Here is a 24,451-nt window from a genome sequence, read left to right on the forward strand (position 1 = left end):
TGCTCAGTGAAAGCCGCGATTGTCGCGGCTTTTTTGTTGCTTGTGGCGAATTGCCATACGCACTGCCATAGCTCAAAAGATTAATCAACGAATAGGGAGTTGAAACGAAAACGTCACTCCCCCCGTTAACGTCGGTTCAATATCACGAATCATTTCAACCAAAAAAGCACGCTCATCAATCTCTAATTGCTGTTGTTTCGCAATATCGAACAAGGCTTCAAGTGCGGTGCTGTAAGCAATATCAGAGAGCAAGTAAACCTCAGCGCACAGGTAATATCCTTCGGGGATAATAAAATCGTATCTCGCGTGGTCCACTTGCCAATCACCAATAACAGTTTCAATGTGACTCCAGCTCTTCTCAAGTTGGTTTATAGGTGTTGCGCCTAATAAACGCACTGATCGATGACCATACTTTGCAAATACTCTATCCCAATCTGGATTATCCAGAGCAATTTTTTTCATGCCTCTTTTGGGATACCAAACTTGTTCCATTGGTATCGACTTTGCCAGCTCAGTTTCAACAGAATATTGTAAGCCTGGATGAGCAAGTTTTGCGATAAAATCCGAGGTCTCACGAGGTGTAGACTCAGTACCTATTTTTCGAATTTGCTTGGCAGTAAGCCCCAACTCTCTTTTTAGCGCCTTAGCTAAAGCCTGAGAGGTGGTAAAGCCGCAGTGTTGGGCAATCTCCAGAACAGAGATAGGGTGATCATTGAGCAACAAGTTAACCGCGAGCTGAAGGCGCAAGCGACTCATATATTGGCCCGGAGTCTCATGAAACAACTCGGTAAATTGGCGGTGGAAATGATAGGGAGAAATCGCACTATCGGCGGCAATATTTTCCCATGACCGAGACTCACTTGGTTCTTCGTGCATCTTTTTCAAGGCAAGGACAAAGCGTTTTTTTAGGTGCTTCGGTAATGACGCTAATAACGCAATTTCGGGCACCAACTTAAACACTGGCTTGACATGATCAGGCATAGACAATGACTTTAACAGGAAGACCGAATTACTATCGCCCGACCACCGATTAAAATCAAACCCATTTCATGCTGTATTCCCAAAACGAGACGCAAAGCAAAGCGCTTTTGATGGATCGATTCAAGCGCTGGCTAAAATGCTCTTTTTCATGGTGTTTCGCTGTCGAGTTTCTCAAGCCAAGCTGAAAGTGTCGTGAAAAAGTCTGGCGCGTAAGCACGCTTACCGAGCAACAATAACTTAACCAGAGATATTAAGTCATTATTCTCATCGTCGAATTCAGGGTATTTGAGTAAACCATGAGTCGCATCAGGGATAATTTTAATCATGGCGTTATCTTGCCCGTTGTAGATTAACGTTAGCTCATTGTAGGTATCCATAACATCGACATACACATCATTGTCACCGAGTAAAATCAGTATTGGTTGCTTGATGTTCAAATAATCCTTTGTTGCATCTGACCAGACATTTTTTCTAACAAAGTTGAAGCGTTCTTCACTCATTACCGCTTTTTCATCAGCAAACAGCTTTACATAGTTGGCATAACTTGGACGCTCTTTCCAAAACAACCGCTCTTGTTGATGCCTCTGTCTCGCGTGACGAAACTGAGCAGAGCTGGCCTTTTCACGTTGCAATTTAATTTTTGTCATATACCAACTTTGATCCAACCAGTTCATCGCATAGCCAACTCCAACCATAAAACTGATATCTGGATTATTTCGCATCAATGCGGGAGCGACCCATCCAGCCTGACTAAACCCCATCACACCAATGGTTTGAGCCTTATCCGGATAGTGTTTCTTTACGAAACTAATCGCGCTACGCACCTCACCTTGCCTATTCAACATTGATTGCTTAAGCCAGTTGCCGCCCGATTGACCGACGCCAGGTTTGTCCCAGCTAAAGACTGCATAACCAGCATCTAGAAACACTTGCCAAATTTCATCATAGTAACCATCAGCATCATATGGCGTCGCACCATCACCTGATATAAAAAACACCACGCCTTTAACCTTGTGTGCGTCACTCGGCGATTTGAAATAAGCACTAAGTGTGTAGCCGTCATGTTCAAAACTCAGCCGCTGCTCAGTCACATTCGCCAAAGTCACTTCACTCCAACACAGGAGAACCAAGAAAACCATTAACGATTCTAACTTTATGATTCTCATATTAATAATCACTCTTACACAATAGATTAAAAACGATACAAGCCGCCCAAAAGAATAGTGAACTCTTGCTGATTGTAAAACGCAATGTTTGACTGTGACTGCTCATAAGCCAACTGACTAACAAAACTGACTTGATCAAATCCCAAAATGTTTACCTCTTCGAATGACAGACTTAAGTGAAACCTATCTTCCTCCCTGATTTTTTCGAAGATGGGATGCTTCGCATCGTATTCACTGGTCGAAAGTCGACTATCAATGACGAAAGTATAAGGATGGACAAATAATGTCGCGCTTAGCCCTACACCTAATTTATCGAACGCATTGGCTTTACCTTGTGCACTGTCTATTTGATAAAAAAGGCTTGGTTCAATGAAAACATCGGCTGAAAAGGGAATGGGGAATGAAATGTTGGAAAAATAACCATTGCCATCTCGATTGAGTAAGCTATTTGGTGTCATTTCTCTTCCAACCTCCCGGTCATAATAAGCTAGATTCAACGACATGTAGTGGTGTTCGAATTTCAACCGATATACATTACCCTTGATATCGGTTTTCTCTCTTGCGTTATTAAGTAAATACGGGTTAGCCCATACTTCACCCGTGACTAATGTTGGCGCGACTGCGACGGTCAGCGATGATGCGCTGTTCCATTGATTTGTATAGCCAATTTCGAGAGCAAGCACGCCTCGAACAAAAGTATCCTCATTTTGACCAACAAATATTTGATGATCATTGATTTGATAACGAACCTGACCTAACGGAATAAGGTTGCTAGTTACTACGCGATTCCCCTCATGGTTTAGTGATGAAAGTCTATTGTCATCTCCAGTGTTTAGGTTACTTTGAATTTCATTGTAAATAGCTACGGCCCCAACACTTCCTGACAGTCCTTGTCTTGCAGCTAAAATGTCACTTGATATCAATGACATCACTACAGACATAGCCACGAGTAAATTTGTTTTCACAATCTCTCCCTTACTTTTTATAGCGCTCAATCTTCATCTTTGACAAAAAAGGCGATGACTGCTCTCCACCAGTTATGATGAGAATTGTTCCATAGCTTTAGCGTTAAAAAGTGTCCCAACTTGCTGAATGCAAAATAACGAAATGGAAGTGGTATCGATGTAAAAAGCTCATTTAAGAGCAACTTCTTAGAAGAAATTGTCGTGATCGGGATGACTAAACGACTCACTAGACTCGCCCAATCCGCGCTTGATTGGCTGCCTCTCGCAACGCTGAAACCTTATAAAACTAATAGAATAGTCAACGGTTAACGACACCCTGTGTAAACTAATAGTAAAATATAAAATATTTCACTTATTTTTTAGTCATATTCAGATACAATTCGCGCATACAACCACCCTCGGCCGCAATACAAGAATCGCCCGTGAATATTGACGTAGTACTTTTGCTAGAACAAAACCCCATTTTGCTCATTTTTGTCGTGCTTGCTATTGGTTTAGCGATCGGCAAGATCCGCTTTGGAAGCCTACAGTTAGGTAACTCAATCGGAGTCCTAATTACCTCATTAATTATGGGCCACCTTGGCTTCACCTTTAATGCGGACGCTCTCACTATTGGTTTCATGCTATTTATCTACTGTGTAGGCATTGAAGCGGGACCAAACTTCTTTGGTATCTTTTTCCGAGATGGAAAACACTACTTTATTTTAAGCCTGGTGGTACTCGTTACGGCCTTGTCAATTACCTACTTTTCGTCCCACTACCTTGGGCTCGATTTTGGTCTTTCGGCTGGAATGATGGCGGGTGCACTCACCTCAACTCCGGTATTAGTGGGAGCCCAAGATGCACTGAACTCAGGTTTAGCTACAATCCCACGCAATATGGCATTTGAGCAGGTAATTGAAAACCTTTCGGTCGGCTATGCTATGGCCTATCTGATTGGCCTTATCAGTATGATCATGTTTGCGAAGCTACTGCCTAAACTACAAAAACAAAATTTGTCAGATTCTGCGCAGCAAATAGCTAAAGAACGGGGGCTTGGCAGCTCTGGGCAGCGTAAAGTTTACCTCCCCATTATTCGTGCTTATCGCGTCGGACAAGAGCTGATTAACTGGACAGATGGCAAGAACCTACGCGAGCTGGGGATCTATCGTCAGACTGGGTGTTACATCGAGCGTATCCGCCGCAACGGTATTTTAGCCCACCCGGACGGTGACGCAATATTACAAGAGGGCGACGAAATTGCCCTCGTTGGCTTTCCTGATAGCCACGCTCGCCTCGACCCAAGCTTTCGTAATGGTAAAGAAGTGTTTGACCGAAACTTACTTGACCTACGTATCGCAGAAGAAGAGATCGTAGTAAAAAGTGACGCGATTGCTGGAAAGCGCCTCTCTGATCTCAACTTATCAGAGTATGGCTGTTTCCTTAACCGTGTTGTTCGTGCACAAATTGAAATGCCGATGGACCTAGATATCGTGTTGGCCAAAGGGGATGTACTGCAAGTTAGTGGCGAAAAGAGTCGAGTTCATGGTCTCGCTGAGAAGATCGGTTTTATCTCGATTCACAGTCAAATGGCGGATTTACTGGCCTTCTGTAGTTTTTTCATCCTCGGTGTGCTGTTTGGTTTAATTACCATGACATTTGGTCAAATGTCCTTCGGTTTAGGTAATGCTGTCGGCCTACTTCTGTCCGGAATCACACTGGGTTTTTTACGCGCCAATCACCCTACATTTGGCTATGTTCCCCAAGGAGCACTGAACATGGTCAAAGATCTTGGCTTGATGTTCTTTATGGTCGGTATCGGCTTAAGTGCGGGTGGAAAAATGTTTGACCACCTGTCACAAGTTGGCCCACAGGTCATTGGTTTGGCGTTTTTAGTCAGTGTGGTGCCAGTCGTCGTCGCTTACCTAGTTGGCGCTTACCTATTAAAAATGAACCGCGCACTGCTGTTTGGCGCCATCATTGGCGCACGGACTTGCGCTCCTGCGATGGATATCGTCAATGACTATGCGAAATCAACCATTCCGGCGCTTGGTTATGCTGGCACCTACGCCATCGCTAATATACTGATGACCTTAGCCGGTACGATACTGATTATCTTAAGCTGATATTGAGTATTCTCAATTTGGAAAAGTAAAAAGGCTTCCCGCGGGAAGCCTTTTTTGTATTTCGATGACTTAACTTAATGGTCTTAAATAGGCTAGGAAACGTTTTTCTGCTGCTTTAAAACACATCAGAATAATAAATGTCAGTCCCATGTAGAACAGGCCTGCCGTTAAGAAGGATTCAAACGGTGCGTAGTAGCGTGAATTCACCAGACGTGCGGCACCCGTTAGATCGGCAATGGTCACAATCCCTGCAACCGCACTACCATGCAGCATGAAAATCACCTCATTACTGTAAGCAGGTAATGCGCGACGTAACGCACTTGGCAAAATAACACGACGGTACGTCATAAACGCACTCATGCCATAAGCTTTGGCAGCTTCCACTTCACCTTTTGGTAAACCGTTGATTGCACCACGAATGATCTCTGCGGTATAAGCGGAAGTATTAAGCACAAAAGCCACTAAGGCACAGAACCAAGCATGCTCCCACAAGGTACCTTTGACCGCAATAAACTGGTCCATACCGTAATAGATCAAATAAAGCTGGACTAAAAGTGGCGTGCCGCGGAAAAAGTATATAAACGCCCAGCTAGGCCCATTAAGCAGATAGTTATCACTGTTACGGGCAACGCCCAAAGGAATCGCAACAAAAAGACCAATCACCAGTGCCAGTGACACGAGCCAAACGGTGGTCCAAAGACCCTCTAAATAGATTGGTAAACTTTCAACAATTAACGAAAAGTCCATCCTTTTACCTCGCGTGAATACTGAATTTGCGTTCGATGATCTTCAAAAAGCCAGTTGAAACACTGGTAAAGAACAGAAAAATAATCGCAACGGCCATGTAGAAGGTAAACGGCATCTTGGTTGAACCTGCAGCAAGGGAGCTCACCCGTACCATATCTTCAAGACCGATGATGGAGACAAGCGCTGTTGTCTTGAGCAAAACAAGCCAGTTGTTACCAAAACCAGGCAATGCGTGGCGAACCATTTGCGGTAACAAAATACGTCTAAACGCCATTACCGAGCTCATGCCGTATGCTTTGGCGGCTTCGAGTTCACCTTTGTCTACTGCCATAATTGCACCACGGAAGGTTTCTGCCATGTAGGCACCAAAGATAAAACCTATGGTGAGAACACCTGCAATAAATGGGCTCACGTCGATGTAATCAGGTAAATATGCCGTCCATTCATGACTAGGATCGCTAGACGCAAACCACTCATTCAGAGTTTCATTAATTGCATATAAACTATTGTTAAGCAGGATTTGTCCGCCGAAGAAAATCAGCATCATAAGAACTAAATCGGGAATACCACGAATCACTGTGGTATAGAGTGTCGCAATGGCTCTGGCCCAGCGATACGGAGCCATCTTGGCTAACGCACCAAGCATGCCTAAAATCATCGCGAGTATTAATGATAATAACGCGACTTCAATGGTGACTACGGCCCCTTTTAAAATCGAGGCTTCATATCCTTGTAGATCCAGCATAGGTAAGTTCCTGATCCCTAAACTTTATAAAATCGGTCGTTGACTACTACTCCTCGGAACAAGAGCCAACGACCGCTTAACAACGCTTACTGGCCGTAAACGTCGTATTTAAAGTATTTCGCTGCGATTTCTTGGTAAACACCTTTCTCACGCAGAGAAACGATAGCTGCATCTAGCTTTTGAGTTAGGTCTTTGTCTTGCTTACGTACAGCAATACCCATACCTTCGCCAAACCACTTCGGATCCATCAGTGCAGGGCCAACAAACTCATAACCTTCACCACCGTCTTTATTCAGTACGCCTTCTTCTAACGCAGAAGCATCACCCAAAACAGCGACAACACGACCGTTTGCAAGATCTAGGTAAGCTTCATCGAAAGAGCCGTAACGAACGATTTCTACTTTATCGCCGTAGTTATCAGTCAGGTATTTGTCGTGCGTAGTGGCACGTTGAACCGCAATTTTTTGACCGTCTAAGTTGTCAAAATCAAGGCCAGCGCCTTTTTTAGCGATGAATTTGTTAGGGATCTGAGCATACTTACCAGTGAAGTCGACTTTTTTCTTGCGCTCTTCAGTGATAGACATTGCTGCGATGATCGCATCGTACTTGCGCGCAAGAAGTGAAGGGATAATGCCATCCCAGTCTTGTGGGACGATCTTACATTCCACTTTCATTTCCTGACACAAAGCGTTCGCCATATCAACATCGAAGCCTTTCAAAGAGCCGTCGGCCTCTGTCCAGCTAAACGGAGGATATGCACCTTCAATACCAAAGCGAACTGTTTTCCATTCTTTCGCTTGAGCGACACCTGATGCAGCTGTTGCCGCCAAAGTTGCTGCTAATAACCACTTTTTCATTTCCATACTCCTGTGATTGGGATTTTTTATTTTAGCTTAGTTGTTGTGTTTGCCGCACTGCGGCGATTAATAAATCGAAGAGATAAACTGTTGCAAGCGCTCTGAATCAGGGTTAGTAAATAGTTTCGCAGGATCACCTTGCTCTTCTACTAATCCTTGATGCAAAAACATTACATGGTTTGAGACGTCACGAGCAAACGCCATTTCATGGGTAACCACAAGCATGGTGCGTCCTTCTTCTGCTAGATCGCGCATAACGCCTAACACCTCACCCACGAGTTCGGGGTCAAGGGCAGAGGTTGGTTCATCAAATAACATCACTTCAGGGTCGACAGCGAGTGCGCGAGCGATAGCAGCACGCTGCTGTTGCCCGCCAGAAAGGTGGCCTGGGTAGTAGTCTTTACGCTCATACAAGCCGACTTTTTTCAGCAATACTTCGGCGTTTTCTATAGCTTGGGCTTTCGGCACACCAAGAACGTGTACTGGTGCTTCGATGACGTTTTCTAGCACCGTCATGTGCGACCAAAGATTAAAACCTTGGAATACCATCGCCAAACGAGAACGGATGCGTTGTACTTGCTTTTCATTGGCAGGAACGGCTTCGCCTTGGCGATTGTTTTTCATTTGAATCAATTCACCATCGACCCAAATTTCTCCAGCGGTTGGCGTTTCGAGTAGATTAATACATCTTAGAAAAGTGCTTTTACCAGAACCGGATGAACCGATAATGGAAATTACGTCCCCTTTGTGGGCTTCTAATGAGATGCCCTTTAAAACTTCATTTTGTCCAAATGTTTTATGCAGTTCTTTTATGTCCAGCGCTGGTACATCTTTCATGCGCTATTACTCCCTGTCTTTATTATGCCCAATCACTCGCATATACCGATTGGTTTCTGTTGGGTTCCACCCACATTGCGATACAAATTAGCACTCCACCGCCCAACATGCAACAAATTATTAACCTATAAATCAGCAATATATAGCCAATTAATATGAGTAATAATGCATTAAACAGTCAAAAAAGCTCCATATCTCGCATAAAACCTTTTTAACAGCAAATTATCCCCCCAACCTCTGTATTAACATTTTTATAAAAACAAGATCTCACTCAATCAAGGTAGTCACTACCTAACAATTGCCGAGGTAACACATTGAATATCGCTAATTAAATAAACAATTTGAAAATTAGTTTCACCGGATATCGCCTTGTTTAACCTGTAAATAGATTGTTGTGTAGTTTTCTTTCACAACCTTTCATAAAGTGATCTAAATCAATCACTCCTTAGGGTTAGCACGTTAAACTCGGCCAAGAGATAAAAGCCTCAATAGCCTCTCTTTTTGTCTTTCAATCCTCTATGCTTTAGCACATGGACATTGCGCTACAAAAGGGTAAGGTAAGGCTAATCAAGGCAGACCAAGAGTCAACTGCTGGAAGCGATACTAGGACCAGGTTTTTACTGAATGACCGACACACAATAACAATCGGGTCGTTCTTTGATGAATTATTAACATTTTTGAATATGAGGAATCTATGTCAGACGCAGTAAAACAACCGCACTCTGATTCGGATATCGAAAACAAGAGCTATCAAGAGCTTCACCGCCCAGCTTCTGAGTTTGCAAACCGTTCAGACTATCTAGACCACGAACTACAAATCATGAAGCCACGTCGCTTCGGATTGAACCTACCAGGTCGTGACTTCCGTTTTGAGCTTGAAGATCTCGTGCCAGCACTGGCGGGTACCATTGGTATTATCGCCATGTACTCGGCGGTCATGATGTCTTGGGCAGATGGGCTCACTGCAGCATGGGACCACGTTAACTTAGGCAAAGAATTCGCTATCGAAGTCGCACGAGTAGAAATGCTAATCCCAGCATTGCTATTCTGTATCCTTGCTTCAGGATTTATTAACCCGCGAGCAAACCTTGCTGGTAACCACGGTCCAATGATTCCGCTTATCGGCTCTATCGCACTTGCAGGCGCCCACCCTTTAGCTCTAGCCATTTTGCTCGGTGTGTTTGGTTTGTTGTTAAGCTACTTCAAAGGTGGTTCCAAACTCGTTAATCTTACGTCTCAAGGTACCGCTGGCGGCTTATTGATCTTCTTAGGTTTTACTGGGACGATGAGCCAGATTGGTTCAATTCAAGATTGGGCAGTAGGCTTGCAGTCAACCGAAGTTGCCGCCGGTAGTATGGGTTATGTTGGCCTCGTGGTATTGGGCATCAACATCGCCGTATATGCTTACTTAGCCAAAGTGAATAAGCGTTGGCTGGCGATTCCGGTCTGTGCGATCACGGGTCTTATTCTTGCGCTTGGCCTAGGTGCTGGTTTTGACCTCACCTTTGAAACCGAAATGGGGCTTCCAAACCTTAACCCTGTTTATTGGTGGGGTAGCACAGAGCAAGGCTGGATGCTTGGTCTTCCAAATCTGCAGCACTTTATTGCCTCTTTACCATTTGCTATTCTGGCAGTTGCAATGTGGTCTCCAGACTTCCTTGGTCACCGTATTTTCCAAGAGCTGAACTACCCACGTAAGACTGAAAAAGTTCTGATGGATGTCGATGACACCATGACCATGTGTTCTATTCGTCAAATGGTCGGTACTGCTGTAGGTGGTGGTAACATCACTTCTTCTTGGGGGACCTACATGATCCCTGCAGCGATCGCGAAACGACCTATTCCTGCGGGCGCGATTTTGCTTGGTTCACTGTGTATCATCGTGGCTATTTTAGGCTTCCCAATGGATGTAGCGGTGTGGCCTCCTGTAATGCGTGTCGCTCTTCTGGTCGGTGTCTTCTTACCGCTGCTTGAAGCTGGTATGCAGATGGTCAAAGAAACAAGAGATTCACAGGCAGCTGGTATTTGTATCTTTGCATCCGTTGTAGCTAACCCTGTACTTGCATGGGCGCTTACTATGTTCCTAGACAACAATGGCCTAATTGGCGACAAAGAACGCGCTTCACGCCTATCTTTCGCAGATAAAATCATTATTCCAGTCGGTGTATTTGTTATCTGTTTAGTAGCAATGCTTGCGGTGGGTATGCTTGAAGGTCAATACGGCATTCCAGCCTTCCTATAAGTGACTCAAGAAAGTTGAGGATCGCTTTGGTCCTCAACTTTTTTTTAGTATCAAGGGATTTATTTCAAAAAATTTTAGCAAAAAGCGCATTTATTGATTTAGTTTAAGGTTTATAAAAATTTTTTAGTTTACTCTGTTATCTAAGCTAATAAACACAGTCACAATATTTATAGTTTGTTCTCACTATCGATAACCGAAATTAAAGACTATACATATTGTTATTCATAAGAGTGTACCGCCTCAATTTTCGAGGGTCTAACTAACTCAACGGTTTGATTAGGTACGTGTTTTTTCTACTAAAAAGGTAGGTATGTCATGGCAGAGCAATTTGCTAAAGCTTGGGAAGGTTTTGCTGAAGGTGATTGGCAAAACGAAGTAAACGTTCGTGATTTCATTCAAAAGAACTATACGCCATATGAAGGCGATGAATCTTTCCTAGTTTCTGAAGGCACTGAAGCAACTAACGTGCTTTGGGCTAAGGTAATGGAAGGTATCAAACAGGAAAACGCGACTAAAGCACCTGTAGATTTTGATACTGATGTTATCTCTACCATCACTGCTCACGATGCAGGCTACATTGAGAAAGATCTAGAAACCATCGTAGGTCTTCAAACTGAGAAACCACTTAAGCGCGCTATCATCCCTAATGGTGGTATCCGTATGGTTGAAGGTTCATGTAAAGCATACAACCGTGAACTCGATCCAAGCATCTCTAAAATCTACACTGAATATCGTAAAACTCATAACGCTGGCGTATTCGATATCTACACGCCTGATATCTTGAAATGTCGTAAATCTGGTGTTCTGACTGGTCTTCCTGATGCGTATGGCCGTGGCCGTATTATCGGTGACTACCGTCGTGTTGCACTGTACGGTATTGATTACCTAATGAAGGACAAGCTGGCTCAGTTCACTTCTCTTCAAGAGCGTTTCGAAAATGGTGAAGACCTAACGGCAACGATGCAACTTCGCGAAGAAATCGCAGAGCAACATCGTGCACTTGGTCAAATCAAACAAATGGCCGCTAAATACGGTTTTGACATCTCTGAGCCTGCTCAAACTGCTCAAGAAGCGATCCAATGGACTTACTTCGGCTACCTTGCTGCTGTTAAGTCACAAAATGGTGCCGCTATGTCTCTAGGTCGTACTTCTACGTTCCTAGATATCTTCATCGAGCGTGATATTGCTGCAGGTAAGATCACCGAAGTTGAAGCGCAAGAAATGATTGACCATTTCGTCATGAAGCTACGTATGGTTCGTTTCCTACGTACTCCTGAATATGACGAGCTTTTCTCTGGCGACCCAATTTGGGCAACAGAGTCAATGGGTGGTATGGGTGTTGACGGTCGTACATTAGTATCACGTACTAACTTCCGTTTCCTAAACAGCCTATACACTATGGGACCGTCTCCAGAGCCAAACATTACCGTGCTTTGGTCTGAACAGCTTCCTGAAGGCTTTAAGAAGTTCTGTGCGAAAGTGTCTATCGATACTTCTTCTATCCAGTACGAAAATGACGACCTAATGCGTCCTGATCTACAATCTGATGACTACGCAATCGCATGTTGTGTATCTCCAATGATTGTCGGTAAGCAAATGCAGTTCTTTGGCGCTCGTGCGAACCTTGCTAAGACAATGCTTTACGCAATCAACGGTGGTGTTGATGAGAAGCTTAAGATGCAAGTTGGCCCAGTTGGCGACAAGGTCACTGACGAGGTTCTAAACTACGAAGACGTAATGTCTCGTCTAGATACATTCATGGATTGGCTAGCTAAGCAATACGTGACTGCATTGAACAGCATCCACTACATGCACGACAAGTACAGCTACGAAGCGTCTCTGATGGCTCTGCACGATCGTGATGTTCGTCGTACAATGGCTTGTGGTATTGCTGGTCTTTCTGTTGCTGCTGACTCACTGTCTGCAATCAAATATGCAACGGTTAAACCTGTTCGTGATGAAGACGGTATTGCAACTGATTTCGTTATCGAAGGCGATTACCCTAAATTTGGTAACAATGACGCTCGTGTTGATGATATCGCATGTGAACTTGTTTCTACGTTCATGGGTAAAATCCGTAAGCTTAAGATGTACCGTGACGCTATCCCTACTCAGTCTATCCTGACTATCACTTCGAACGTGGTATACGGCAAGAAAACGGGTAACACTCCAGATGGTCGTCGTGCTGGTGCTCCTTTCGCTCCTGGTGCAAACCCAATGCACGGTCGTGATGAGAAAGGCGCGGTAGCGTCACTAACTTCAGTGGCTAAACTACCGTTCGCTGATGCACAAGATGGTATTTCTTACACCTTCTCTATCGTACCTAATGCTTTAGGTAAAGATGAAGGCTCACAACGTGCTAACCTTGCAGGTCTAATGGATGGTTACTTCCACCACGAAGCTGGCATCGAAGGTGGTCAACACCTTAACGTTAACGTTCTTAACCGTGACACTCTAGAAGACGCTGTTAAGCACCCTGAGAAATACCCTCAGTTAACAATCCGTGTTTCAGGTTACGCTGTTCGCTTCAACTCTCTAACTGCAGAGCAACAAGCTGACGTAATCGCACGTACATTTACTGAGTCTCTATAATCTCGGTTTAAATGATTGACAAAGCCCCGCTCAAAGCGGGGCTTTATTATTTTTACCTAACAACCGACCTAATTTAGTCGACTTACTGCACAAATCCCCTTCACTGCTAGATAACTCGCTACCATCTAATTCAATTAATCTTGTATTATCAACTATCTAATTGAGTTAAGCGTAGTATTATGAAGTCGAACCACATCTATATTTTGCCGCTATTACTTGCCTCCGCTGCAAGTGTTGCGTCTGACAAATCCACCGTTTCTTTTTCTATCGATAACGATGGCATATTTGGCGTCGATCAAGATTACACCAATGGATTATTTTTAAGCTACGCGACTGGATCTATCACTCCATATCGATTATTTGAACCGCTCAGTCTCTCTTTCTGGGGTGCTGCATCGTTGGATAAATTTGAATTTGTTCTTGGCCACAAGATGTACACACCATCCGATATCGAAGCAACAGCGCCACTGGCTAACGACCGACCATATGCTGGGTTCCTGCATACTGAATTCAACTATATCAGCCTCAATCCACAGCAAGCACAGCGATTTAATCTGACGCTAGGCACGACAGGCGAAAGCTCCTTAGCAGACCAAGCTCAAGACATCGTACACGGAATTACTGGTTCAGATGAACCACAAGGCTGGGCATACCAAATTGACGATAAGTTCGTCGCCAGCATCGGCTACTTAAGCCACTTCAATTTGTGGCGTCAGCGCTCTATTGCCAATACCGATTGGGAAATATCCAATGTTTCTGAGCTTAACGCTGGTAATTTCCGCAGTGATGTTTCAACTGGACTCATGTTCCGTTGGGGGGCTGATTTAGGTGGCAGCATGGGCGCTGCAAATATTGATAATGAAAACCCTTTTAGAGCCAGCATGTTAGCAGGCTCCCAAGGCGGGTGGTTTGTCTTTGCCGGGATTGAGGCACGTTATCGCTTTAATGATATCACCATCGAAGGTGAACGTTCAGGTGTCAATAAGTACGCCATCAGCCAGAGCGAAGACCCAAATATTTACAATGTGAACTTAGACAAGACTCAAGCGAGTGCCGTTGCGGGTTTTGCTTGGTATAACCAAAGCTTTGGCGCCACACTTTCTGCGACAGCCAAAACACCTGATTACAAAGAAGCGCCAGAATCGATATACGGTACTGGCGCCTTAGCTCTTTATGCTTTCTTCTAAACTTGCCTAGATGGTGAACTTCTGACAGTCTTGGTTGAGGCTGTCAGACCGCTGCTCTACCACCCCACTGACATTTCGTAACTGTTCGTTATTTTCTTCAAGTTCTTTCATTGCCGACGAGATCTGTGTCATGTTGTCTGCCATCGATTGACTGGTCGTGGCGAGCTCTTTAATCGAGGTAAAAATAACTTCCGTTTGATGAGACGCTTCATCGGCTTTTTCTGTGATGAGTTTTAGCGCATCCATGGCTTGTTGACCGCGTTCACGTCCTGTCTTCATCGAAGACTCTGATTGACCGATATACTGAATCACTTCGGCGCTCTCTTTTTTCATCGTATCGATGGTCCCAGAGATTTCCGATACCGCATCGACCGTTCTCACCGCCAAACTACGCACTTCATCGGCAACTACGGCAAAACCTCGACCTTGCTCGCCAGCACGCGCCGCTTCTATCGCCGCATTCAACGCAAGTAAGTTAGTTTGTTCTGCAATGCCATTGATGATATCCATCACCGAATCGACTTTAGATGAAGCTTCTTCTAACTGATTGATGTGGCCAGCCGCTGAGGTCATGATAGAGCCAACCTCTTCTAAAGAGCTAATAGCGGAACCAATCACTTTCGCCCCCTCTTCTGCCGCATGAGTCGACGAACGACTGATCTCTGCAACAAATTCAAGCGAATTGGATACCTCTTGCGTAGTCACGCTGACTTCTTCTGTCGCAGAAGCTAACAGTTGAGTTTGCCCCAACACTTCCGATTGGTTATGAGCGAGTCTATCTAGGCCTTGATTGAGCTCTGCCGCATTACTCGACAAAGCTAAACTGCTATTTTGCACACCAGAGACCAACTCGCCGAGATTTTCACATCCTTGATTAATGCTCGTAGCCAACTGGTTGAACTCATCATTGGGATTTTGGCTCTGAACCATACGTTGAGAAAGATCGCCAGTAGACAAACTGTACAAAATCTCTTTGGTGCGATTTAACGAGCGAGATAAAGACGCGCTCTGTAACGCTGAAATAGTAATAGTAAACACGGCCAAAATTACGCAGGCAACCAGAATTGACCACAAGGTTTGCTGAGAGGTATTTTCCGCCACATTTTGATAGCGAGCACTGATCCCGCCAAGATCCGAAGTAATCGAACCAATCAATTGCGTCATATTAACTTTGGTAGAGTTCACTTGTTGTTCGATAGCGTTTAACTGCTTTGATAACTCACTGACACCAACAAAGGTTTGTTTATACTGTTCAATCTCTTGTTCATAAAGATCAAGCATCGCGTAGACGTTTGACATACTTTCAAACGCCCCCATAGCTCGATTAAACAGTTTTAAGTTCTCTTCTGTTGGCTGCAACAAGTAGTTCTGCTGAGCCTTAACCATGGCTTGGAAGTCTGAATTGAGTGTCACCATGCCTGTTTCAGCGATTTTTTGTTCAATCGTCGCGGCCAATTGCTTCATTTGGCCAAGCTTACCTTCGTCAATATTAAAACCGAGCTCTTGCTTCATCGATAGCCAAGGTGATACCGCATCTTTGAAGTCAAGCACACTTTGCGTAAGTTGCTCAGCTTGAGAGACTAACCCTACTTGGCTCAGAAACTGTGAGTCTTTACCAATCGATACGACGATGTCATCAATACGGGCTAGTGTCGCTGGAACCTTAGCTCCAGTCATGCTATCTAGTTCGCCCCCCAAGGCCAAGATATGGCTTTGCGTTTGGTATATAGACAAAGAGCCTGCGGCTATCTCAGCACTACTGTGGTAGTGACTTTTCATTTGAGACAATCGATCAGAGGTAAAAAAGGCGAGTGAAGCAAATCCTATCGTAAGTACAAGCAAAAACAGAGTCACCTTCTGTTTTTGCGAAAGCGCAAGCATATCCATATTAAAAGTCCTTTAGCAACAATCAGATGTTTAACACCTTGCCAGACGGCGAACGTCATTCGCTATAATTATTTATATTGTTTGTACATTTTTATAACATAATTTTAGCAAATAAACTCACTTTTCCCCAATTGCTGTTTTCTTTGTGACGAAACCGAGAAAACCTATTTTATCCCTACCTTTTGTAATAAAATAACGGACAAATAACTAAGACGAGATGAGCACATGTCAACAACTGGTCGAATTCATTCTTTTGAATCATGCGGAACGGTAGACGGACCTGGAATTCGCTTTATTGTGTTTATGCAAGGCTGTCTAATGCGTTGTATGTATTGCCACAATCGAGATACTTGGGATACTCATAGCGGCAAAGAAGTGACCGTTGAAGAGATCATTCGCGAGGCTAAGTCTTATCGCCACTTTATGAAAGCCTCTGGGGGCGGCATCACCTGCTCCGGCGGTGAAGCGATGTTACAACCTGAGTTTGTGCGTGATTTTTTCCGTGCAGCACAAGCCGAAGGTATCCACACTTGTCTTGATACCAATGGCTATATTCGTAAACACACTGACGTTGTTGATGAAGTACTCGCTGCAACCGATCTTGTGATGCTAGATCTCAAACATATGAACGATGAGATACACCATGACTTCATCGGCGTATCGAACAAGCGAACACTGGATTTTGCCCGTTATCTACATAAGATAGGCCAAAAAACCTGGATCCGTTACGTCGTTGTGCCTGGGTATACCGATGATGATCAAGCCGTGCACATGTTGGGTGATTTTATCAAGGATATGGACAACATTGAGAAGGTTGAGCTTTTACCATACCACAAGCTTGGCGCGCATAAATGGGAAGCGCTCGGTGTCGAATATCCACTAGAGGGTGTCAATCCACCATCAAAAGAGTCGATGGACCATATCGTGTCAATACTCGATCAATATCACTCTAATGTAAAATACTGATACCAAAAGGTAACAAAGTCGTAAAAAATACCAACGTCGAGTTGGTATTTTTTTGAGGTCTGTGTGAGTCTTAATGGTTTATTTTGCTTAATCGTGGTGTTGCTTGCGGTTGTACTTTCTTGGCGCGACCTCACTCAAGTTCTACTGACTAAGCTGAAAACAGAACGCACTTTTCAGCACATTACCTTCGCCACCATCTTGATGTTTTCGGTGCTGTGGTCAGCTGAGGCTGGCGTTAAAGAAAACCTCTCGATACATTTTCTCGGCTTAACGGCACTTACCTTGATGTACGGATGGCGCAGTGCGTTTGCTTTGTCCATTGCCATTGTGCTGTTGATGACCCTATTTGGTTCATTAGCATGGACTGCTCTTCCCCAATTTTTGGTTTTTTCAGCGCTGCTCCCCATTGCTATAAGTTACGCCATTTTTCTGCTTAGTTACCACTACTTACCACGAAACATCTTTGTGTTTATTTTTGTCGCGGGTTTTCTTAATGGAGCGCTGACGGGGACCTTACATCTACTGATCAATTCAGGCTATTACCTTCTGGCCACTGATCTTGATTGGCCAACCATTTTTGACAATTATCTACTGTTCACGCCTCTACTTGCGTTTCCCGAGGGGCTGCTCAATGGCATGGCGATAGCAATGCTGACCGTGTTCAAACCCGAACTACTTCGTGTCTTTTCTGATCGCGATTACATCTATAATCACTATCATAAAGACGACTGAAAAAACGTGCTATCTTGGTGTGCTTTTCATATTAAATAGGTGTTGAGATCATGTTTCAATGCGCAAAGAAACGATAACCTAAGCACATTAAAAATGTATTAGATTGTATTAGTGAGGCCACTATGGAAATGACTAACGCTCAACGTCTGATTTTATCTAATCAGTATTACTTAATGTCACAAATGGACCCAGAAAACGCGGCAAAATACCAGCGTTTACAGACCATTGTTGAACGTGGCTATGAACTACAAATGAGCGAATTCAATAAAGACTTTGGCTGTTTAATTGAAGCTGAATGTCGTGAAGTAATCGACATCATGGAAATGTATCATGCGATGCAAGAATCCACCAAAATGCTCGCTGAGCAAGAGCAAAAAGAAGTAGACCAACGTCGTCTGTCTTTCCTCGGTTTTGATATCGCCTCTGAGGCTCAACTTGTCAATTATGTCCGCTTCCTGATCGATTCAGAAGGCCTATATCCACAATTTAGCAAAGGCGATCATCACTTTAACGCACAAATGCCAATGTTAGACAAATACCGACGTATGCTGTCAACATGGCGCAACTGCCCAAGACAGTACCATTTGTGTGCTAATGAGCTAAAGCAAATCTTTAACGCTTAATAATCTAGAGCGATAACAGAACGGGGCCATTTTGGCCCCGTTGTTTATATAGCCTTCAATATTAATATATCACTCTCAATATTAACCGAGGCGTTAGCATCAAGAGAGCTTAAACGTCGCCACTTTGGCGCTTAATGCCTCCGCTTGACTCTTGACTTGGTGAGCCCCTTCAGAACTTTCATTGGCACCGACGACCAATTGGTCGGCAACATCTTTAATCGACGTAATGTTCTGGGTAATTTCGCTCGTCACATGAGTTTGCTCTTCTGCCGCAGTTGCAATTTGCGTTGCCATATCACTAATCAAAGTCACCGCCGAACTAATTTCAGCCAATGCACTGGCTGCGCGATCCGCATCAGTCACCGAATGATTCGCCAGTTCTGCACTATTACTCATAATAGAAACCGCACGAGTCGTAGTATCTTGCAGTACTGCAATGGTTTTGTTGATCTCTTCAGTCGATGAGTGTGTTCGTTGCGATAGCACTCGCACTTCATCCGCCACAACCGCAAAGCCTCGACCTTGCTCACCTGCACGCGCCGCTTCAATGGCAGCGTTAAGCGCCAGTAAATTGGTTTGCTCAGCAATCCCTTGAATCGTTGATAGTACGCTCGAAATCTCTTGGCCATGTCGCTCAAGCTCACCGACAACGTCACTCGCACTTTGAAGCTCACTGGCTAATTTGTTTATCGACCCTTTCGTTTGCTCAACCAATGTGCGGCCGTTATCAGTACTTGACGTTGAGTCATGCGCCGCTTGCGCGGTACGCTCGGCATGAGAAGCGATCTCTTGGGTCGCACTGGCAAGCTCAGTAACGGCCGTTGCGACCATGGTAATTTCTTGTTGCTGATGATTGATTTCATCCACGGCACCTTGTGCGCGACTGGTACTCAACTCAGACTGCTGGTTGAGCTGATAAGATTGCTCACGCACATGGCCTATCAGTTGCTGTAAACTATCAACAAAAGTATTGAAGTTATGGGCAAGTTTTCCCACTTCATCGTTCGACTCAACCTCGATACGTTGGGTTAAGTCACCACTACCATTCGCGATCTGCTCAAGTGCCGAAGAAACGTTATTTAACGGACGGAATAAGATGTTACAAAGCAGATTGAACAACAAAATACAGATGATCACGACGACACCCGTAACCAATAGCTGGCCCCAAACCGCGCTAAATATCGGCGAAACCAACGATTGATAATCAACAACCACAACCGTTATTAAGCCTGTATCACCAATGTTTTCAGCATAAACAACAGATTCATGTCCTAACACATCAACATAGATATCTTCGCCACTTGAAGCCGCTTGCTTAATTGTCGAAACCGTTAAACCCAACTCACTTATAGGCTGATTCAGCAGCTTGGTATTCTGGTGAACATAGATATTGCCTTGTTGGTTGGCGATAAACATGTAGCCATCGCCTGGTAAAATAACTTTTTCGATTCCACCAACAATGTCAGTAATTTCAACATCGGCCCCCAGCACAACTTGCTGTCCGTGTAGGTTGAGCGCTTTGCCTAAAGAAACCACATTGGCGCCTGTCGCAGCCGCAACCGTTGGATTGTCCATAAAGACTTTACTTGGCTGCTTGACGGCATTGGTGTACCAGCCCCACTTTCTTGGGTCATCATTACCTGGCGGTAATACAACACCATTGGCGTTATCTTGACTGCCATCTGGATAGGCAAGAAACACATTGTCAAAGCCTGCAGAATTTTTGACTTGCTGCAAGTGAGTAACAATGGCCTCTTTTTTTGATTCTTGTGAAAGGGAAGTCAAAGAACGTTCTTTAGATACGATCCAGTCTGATACATACTGGTTATAGGATGAAGTGGTACTTTGCAAGCGTTGTTGCACCTCCACATCCAAACGTTCTAGCGCCGCCCGAAAAGACAGCCCTTCAACCAACAGTCCCCCGACGACTATGGCAAGACTCGCAGAAATAGCGAGCTTATTTTTTAGCGATAGTTTTTTTAACATACTCAGTTCACTTGTTTTATTTATGTGATCAATCATTAATCGACGATATTATATTTCGTGGTTAAAAATAAATCATGATCTAGCTCGAAAGTTGGCGATTCAGTGTTTGAATATAGAAGTTAAATGCATTTTTGGGCAACTACTTATTACTCACAAAGTTTCACATTAACCACACTTCTTCTGTCTCCAACTGAATCTAATTGGCGCGTTGTCACGTAGAAAGTCGAATAAGGCAGTAAGTTTGAATGGCCAATTGTCGATAGAAGCAGTGACTAATCCAGAATTAGCATCACCTAATTGACCATGGTTGTAAGCACAACAATTGATCAGCTAAATAGGTGACGACCAAGAAGAAAAATTGTCGTTATCGTACAACTCGCTCTCAATCACAAATTGCAATTAAACACATATTTTTTAAGCAGAATTCTAAAAACCAACTAGGATTAAATGAGAAAGGATTTGCTTTTCTATGCGGGTTTATTGTCAGTTCGACAAGTTCAGAGGGGAATTCATTATGAGTATTTTCGACCATTTCCAAGCGCGCTACGAAGCCTCCAAGGACGAGGAATTATCGCTGCAAGATTTTCTAGCTCTTTGTAAAGACAATAAGAGTGCCTACGCTAACGCAGCAGAACGATTGCTGATGGCGATCGGAGAGCCAGAGCTCATTGATACAGCTCAAGACCCACACTTGAGCCGTATTTTCTCCAACCGAGTCATCTCACGTTACCAAACGTTTAAAGATTTCTATGGTATGGAAGAAGCGATTGAGCAAATCGTGTCTTATCTAAAGCATGCAGCCCAAGGCCTAGAAGAGCGCAAACAAATTCTTTATTTACTCGGCCCTGTCGGCGGTGGTAAATCGTCACTCGCAGAAAAACTCAAAGCGTTAATGCAGCAAGTTCCGATTTACGTCTTGTCAGCCAACGGCGAACGCAGCCCAGTTAATGACCATCCATTTTGCCTATTTGACGTCAGCGAAGACGGTGACTTACTTAAAAAAGAGTACGGCATCGATAAACGCTATTTACGTTCCATTATGTCACCGTGGGCGGCAAAACGATTACACGAGTTTGGTGGCGACATTTCAAAATTTAAAGTGGTCAAAGTAAAACCGTCAATACTTGATCAACTCGCGATAGCCAAAACCGAACCCGGTGATGAAAATAACCAAGATATCTCATCGTTGGTCGGTAAAGTTGACATCCGACAGCTTGAGCATTTTTCACAAAATGATCCTGATGCCTACAGCTATTCAGGCGCTTTATGTCGAGCCAACCAAGGCTTGATGGAATTTGTCGAGATGTTCAAAGCGCCAATTAAAGTTCTACACCCACTATTAACAGCGACTCAAGAAGGCAACTATAACGGTACTGAAGGTCTGTCAGCGCTGCCATTTGACGGCATGATTCTCGCCCACTCGAATGAATCGGAATGGCAAACGTTCCGCAATAACAAAAACAATGAAGCCTTCCTCGATCGGGTGTATATCGTCAAAGTTCCTTACTGTCTTCGCGTCTCCGAAGAAGTTAAAATTTATCAAAAACTGCTCGACCATTCCGAGCTGTCAAAAGCACCATGTTCACCAAGTACACTTGAGCTACTATCGCAGTTCAGTATTCTGTCGCGCCTAAAAGATCCTGAAAACTCGTCCATTTTCTCGAAAATGCGCGTTTATGATGGTGAAACATTGAAAGACACCGACCCGAAAGCAAAAAGCTACCAAGAGTACCGTGACTTTGCGGGTGTAGACGAAGGGATGTCTGGGCTTTCAACCCGCTTCGCCTTTAAGATTCTGTCGCGCGTATTCAACTTCGACCAAACCGAAGTTGCCGCAAACCCTGTACACCTATTCTATGTCATTGAACAACAGATCGAACGCGAGCAGTTCCCACAGGAAACCGCAGAACGATACCTTGAGTTCTTAAAAGGTTACCTAGTACCTCGCTATGTCGAGTTTATTGGTAAAGAGATTCAGACCGCTTACTTAGAGTCTTACTCAGAATATGGCCAAAACATCTTTGACCGATATGTGACATACGCTGATTTCTGGATTCAGGACCAAGAGTACCGCGACCCTGAAACAGGTCAACTATTCGACCGGTCAGCATTGAACAATGAGTTAGAAAAAATCGAGAAAACCGCCGGCATCAGTAACCCGAAAGACTTCCGTAACGAAATTGTTAACTTCGTTCTCCGCGCACGAGCGAATAACAATGGTACCAATCCACTTTGGACCAGTTACGAGAAACTGCGCACTGTGATTGAGAAGAAAATGTTCTCCAATACAGAAGAGTTACTTCCTGTCATCTCGTTTAACGCTAAAACATCTTCTGAAGATCAGAAAAAACACGATGACTTTGTCGCACGTATGATGGAAAAAGGCTACACAGAGAAGCAAGTTCGCCTGCTGTCTGAGTGGTATCTTCGCGTACGTAAATCGTCGTAATAGCAATGTTTTAGCCCATGCCCATCCACCTAACAAAACATAGGTGGATGGGAAGAAGTAATTATGGCTGCCTTTAGATTAAGGCGTGTGCGAGATAAGGGGTGACTCATGGCGCAATTTATTGACCGACGACTGAACGGCAAAAATAAGAGTGCTGTAAACCGCCAGCGCTTTTTACGCCGCCACAAAGAGAAGATCAAAGAATCTGTGGCAGATGCAGTAAATCGACGTTCAATCACAAATACAGAGACAGGGGAAGATGTCTCAATTCCTCACAAAGACATTAATGAGCCCGTCTTTCATCAAGGTAAAGGCGGCCTGAAAGAACGTGTCCACCCAGGTAATGACCAATTTAGCACTGGCGACAAAATCGAACGTCCCAAGGGCGGTGGTCAAGGTGGAGGCTCAGGTGAAGGTGAAGCGAGCCAAGATGGTGAAGGCCAAGATGAATTTGTGTTCCAAATATCTAAAGATGAGTACCTCGATATTTTGTTCGAAGACCTAGAGCTACCCAATTTAGAAAAGAATCAAGTCAACAAAATTACTGAATGGAAAACTCATCGCGCTGGTTATCAAACTGCGGGGGTTCCCGCCAATATTGCGATCGTGAAATCACTGCAGCAATCACTGGCCCGACGTACCGCCATGACAGCGGGCAAAAAACGTATGTTACACGAGCTAGAGCAAGAGTTGGATCGCATTAAGATGTCTGAGCCGGCTCAGCTTCTTGAAGAGCAACGGATACAAGAAGAGATAAAGGTTCTGCGGCATAAAATTCAGACTGTACCTTTCATCGATACCTTCGATCTGCGCTTTAAGAATTATCAGCGCCGCCCTATCCCATCCAGCCAAGCCGTGATGTTCTGCCTGATGGATGTGTCTGGGTCAATGGATCAAGCCACCAAAGACATTGCCAAACGTTTTTACGTGTTGTTGTATTTGTTCCTGACTCGAACTTATGAAAACGTTGATGTGGTGTTTATCCGCCACCATACCCAAGCCAAAGAGGTCGATGAACACGAGTTCTTCTATTCGCAAGAAACTGGTGGCACCATCGTATCCAGTGCACTGAAATTAATGAACGAAATCATTGCCAAGCGTTACCCAACCGGTGAATGGAACATATACGCTGCGCAAGCTTCCGATGGAGACAACTGGGCCGATGATTCGCCTCGGTGTCGCGAGCTTCTGACCAAACATCTACTGCCAAACTGCCAATACTACTCATACATAGAAATCACTCGCCGTTCGCATCAAACCTTATGGCACGAGTACGAGAAACTCGAAGGGGATTTCCCAAACTTCGCGATGAAAAACATCCGCGCGGTTGAGGATATTTTCCCTGTCTTTAGAGAGCTTTTCAAAAAAGAGCACGCTTAGGGAG

At 44.2% G+C, this 24,451-nt stretch carries 18 protein-coding genes; 9 read left to right on the plus strand and 9 right to left on the minus strand.

Annotation, left to right across the window (positions count from 1 at the left end):
• Nucleotides 1–84 precede the first annotated feature (84 nt).
• From BS19_RS00770 to BS19_RS00780, 3 genes are all read right to left on the minus strand, one after another.
• Nucleotides 85–981: a helix-turn-helix transcriptional regulator gene (locus tag BS19_RS00770; RefSeq protein WP_038172675.1), complete on the minus strand. Its 897-nt coding sequence runs from the start codon at nucleotides 979–981 to the stop codon at nucleotides 85–87.
• Between the two features lie 146 nt (nucleotides 982–1,127).
• The gene (locus BS19_RS00775; RefSeq protein ID WP_084185916.1) at nucleotides 1,128–2,147 is read right to left on the minus strand and encodes an alpha/beta hydrolase family protein; all 1,020 of its coding nucleotides are present in this window, start codon (nucleotides 2,145–2,147) and stop codon (nucleotides 1,128–1,130) included.
• A gap of 26 nt (nucleotides 2,148–2,173) precedes the next feature.
• Entirely contained in the window at nucleotides 2,174–3,112 is a 939-nt protein-coding gene (locus BS19_RS00780; RefSeq protein WP_157631108.1) for a DUF2860 family protein, read from the minus strand.
• A gap of 422 nt (nucleotides 3,113–3,534) precedes the next feature.
• On the opposite strand from BS19_RS00780, the gene BS19_RS00785 reads away from it, so the two are divergent.
• Entirely contained in the window at nucleotides 3,535–5,217 is a 1,683-nt protein-coding gene (locus BS19_RS00785) for an aspartate:alanine antiporter (RefSeq protein ID WP_038172681.1), read from the plus strand.
• A gap of 69 nt (nucleotides 5,218–5,286) precedes the next feature.
• Here the strand turns inward: BS19_RS00785 and BS19_RS00790 are convergent, their stop codons facing one another.
• The 4 genes from BS19_RS00790 to BS19_RS00805 form a co-directional block, all read right to left on the minus strand.
• Nucleotides 5,287–5,964, minus strand: coding sequence for an ABC transporter permease (locus BS19_RS00790; RefSeq protein ID WP_038172683.1), 678 nt, complete (start codon nucleotides 5,962–5,964; stop codon nucleotides 5,287–5,289).
• A gap of 4 nt (nucleotides 5,965–5,968) precedes the next feature.
• On the minus strand, nucleotides 5,969–6,709 hold the full coding sequence (locus BS19_RS00795; RefSeq protein ID WP_038172685.1) for an ABC transporter permease: 741 nt from the start codon (nucleotides 6,707–6,709) through the stop codon (nucleotides 5,969–5,971).
• Nucleotides 6,710–6,795: 86 nt separating this feature from the next.
• Complete coding sequence (locus BS19_RS00800; RefSeq protein WP_038172687.1) at nucleotides 6,796–7,566, minus strand: ABC transporter substrate-binding protein; 771 nt, start codon at nucleotides 7,564–7,566, stop codon at nucleotides 6,796–6,798.
• Nucleotides 7,567–7,632: 66 nt separating this feature from the next.
• Complete coding sequence (locus tag BS19_RS00805; RefSeq protein ID WP_038172688.1) at nucleotides 7,633–8,403, minus strand: ABC transporter ATP-binding protein; 771 nt, start codon at nucleotides 8,401–8,403, stop codon at nucleotides 7,633–7,635.
• Nucleotides 8,404–9,097: 694 nt separating this feature from the next.
• On the opposite strand from BS19_RS00805, the gene BS19_RS00810 reads away from it, so the two are divergent.
• The 3 genes from BS19_RS00810 (at nucleotide 9,098) to BS19_RS00820 (ending at nucleotide 14,424) form a co-directional block, all read left to right on the plus strand.
• Nucleotides 9,098–10,645: a DUF3360 family protein gene (locus tag BS19_RS00810; protein WP_038172690.1), complete on the plus strand. Its 1,548-nt coding sequence runs from the start codon at nucleotides 9,098–9,100 to the stop codon at nucleotides 10,643–10,645.
• A 315-nt stretch (nucleotides 10,646–10,960) separates the two neighbouring features.
• Nucleotides 10,961–13,237 (plus strand): formate C-acetyltransferase, encoded by a 2,277-nt coding sequence (gene pflB, locus BS19_RS00815; RefSeq protein ID WP_038172692.1) that lies wholly within the window; start codon nucleotides 10,961–10,963, stop codon nucleotides 13,235–13,237.
• A 179-nt stretch (nucleotides 13,238–13,416) separates the two neighbouring features.
• Nucleotides 13,417–14,424 carry a lipid A deacylase LpxR family protein gene (locus BS19_RS00820; protein ID WP_038172694.1) on the plus strand — a complete coding sequence of 336 codons (1,008 nt, stop codon included), beginning with the start codon at nucleotides 13,417–13,419 and terminating at the stop codon, nucleotides 14,422–14,424.
• Nucleotides 14,425–14,430: 6 nt separating this feature from the next.
• Here BS19_RS00820 and BS19_RS00825 read toward each other — a convergent pair whose 3' ends face one another.
• Complete coding sequence (locus BS19_RS00825) at nucleotides 14,431–16,311, minus strand: methyl-accepting chemotaxis protein (RefSeq protein WP_038172696.1); 1,881 nt, start codon at nucleotides 16,309–16,311, stop codon at nucleotides 14,431–14,433.
• A 225-nt stretch (nucleotides 16,312–16,536) separates the two neighbouring features.
• Between BS19_RS00825 and pflA the strand changes: the two genes are divergently transcribed.
• From pflA to BS19_RS00840, 3 genes are all read left to right on the plus strand, one after another.
• On the plus strand, nucleotides 16,537–17,277 hold the full coding sequence (pflA, locus tag BS19_RS00830; protein WP_038172698.1) for a pyruvate formate lyase 1-activating protein: 741 nt from the start codon (nucleotides 16,537–16,539) through the stop codon (nucleotides 17,275–17,277).
• A gap of 63 nt (nucleotides 17,278–17,340) precedes the next feature.
• On the plus strand, nucleotides 17,341–18,009 hold the full coding sequence (locus tag BS19_RS00835) for an energy-coupling factor ABC transporter permease (protein WP_038172700.1): 669 nt from the start codon (nucleotides 17,341–17,343) through the stop codon (nucleotides 18,007–18,009).
• A gap of 122 nt (nucleotides 18,010–18,131) precedes the next feature.
• Entirely contained in the window at nucleotides 18,132–18,632 is a 501-nt protein-coding gene (locus BS19_RS00840; protein ID WP_038172702.1) for a YfbU family protein, read from the plus strand.
• A gap of 99 nt (nucleotides 18,633–18,731) precedes the next feature.
• Here BS19_RS00840 and BS19_RS00845 read toward each other — a convergent pair whose 3' ends face one another.
• Nucleotides 18,732–20,618 (minus strand): methyl-accepting chemotaxis protein, encoded by a 1,887-nt coding sequence (locus BS19_RS00845; protein ID WP_038172704.1) that lies wholly within the window; start codon nucleotides 20,616–20,618, stop codon nucleotides 18,732–18,734.
• Between the two features lie 514 nt (nucleotides 20,619–21,132).
• On the opposite strand from BS19_RS00845, the gene BS19_RS00850 reads away from it, so the two are divergent.
• Both BS19_RS00850 and BS19_RS00855 read left to right on the plus strand, forming a co-directional pair.
• On the plus strand, nucleotides 21,133–23,067 hold the full coding sequence (locus BS19_RS00850; protein ID WP_038172706.1) for a PrkA family serine protein kinase: 1,935 nt from the start codon (nucleotides 21,133–21,135) through the stop codon (nucleotides 23,065–23,067).
• Between the two features lie 108 nt (nucleotides 23,068–23,175).
• On the plus strand, nucleotides 23,176–24,447 hold the full coding sequence (locus BS19_RS00855; protein ID WP_038172708.1) for a YeaH/YhbH family protein: 1,272 nt from the start codon (nucleotides 23,176–23,178) through the stop codon (nucleotides 24,445–24,447).
• The last annotated feature ends 4 nt before the right edge of the window (nucleotides 24,448–24,451 follow it).

Origin of the sequence: Vibrio pacinii DSM 19139 (assembly GCF_000711795.1) — a bacterium.
GTDB classification, from domain to species: Bacteria; Pseudomonadota; Gammaproteobacteria; order Enterobacterales; family Vibrionaceae; genus Vibrio; species Vibrio pacinii.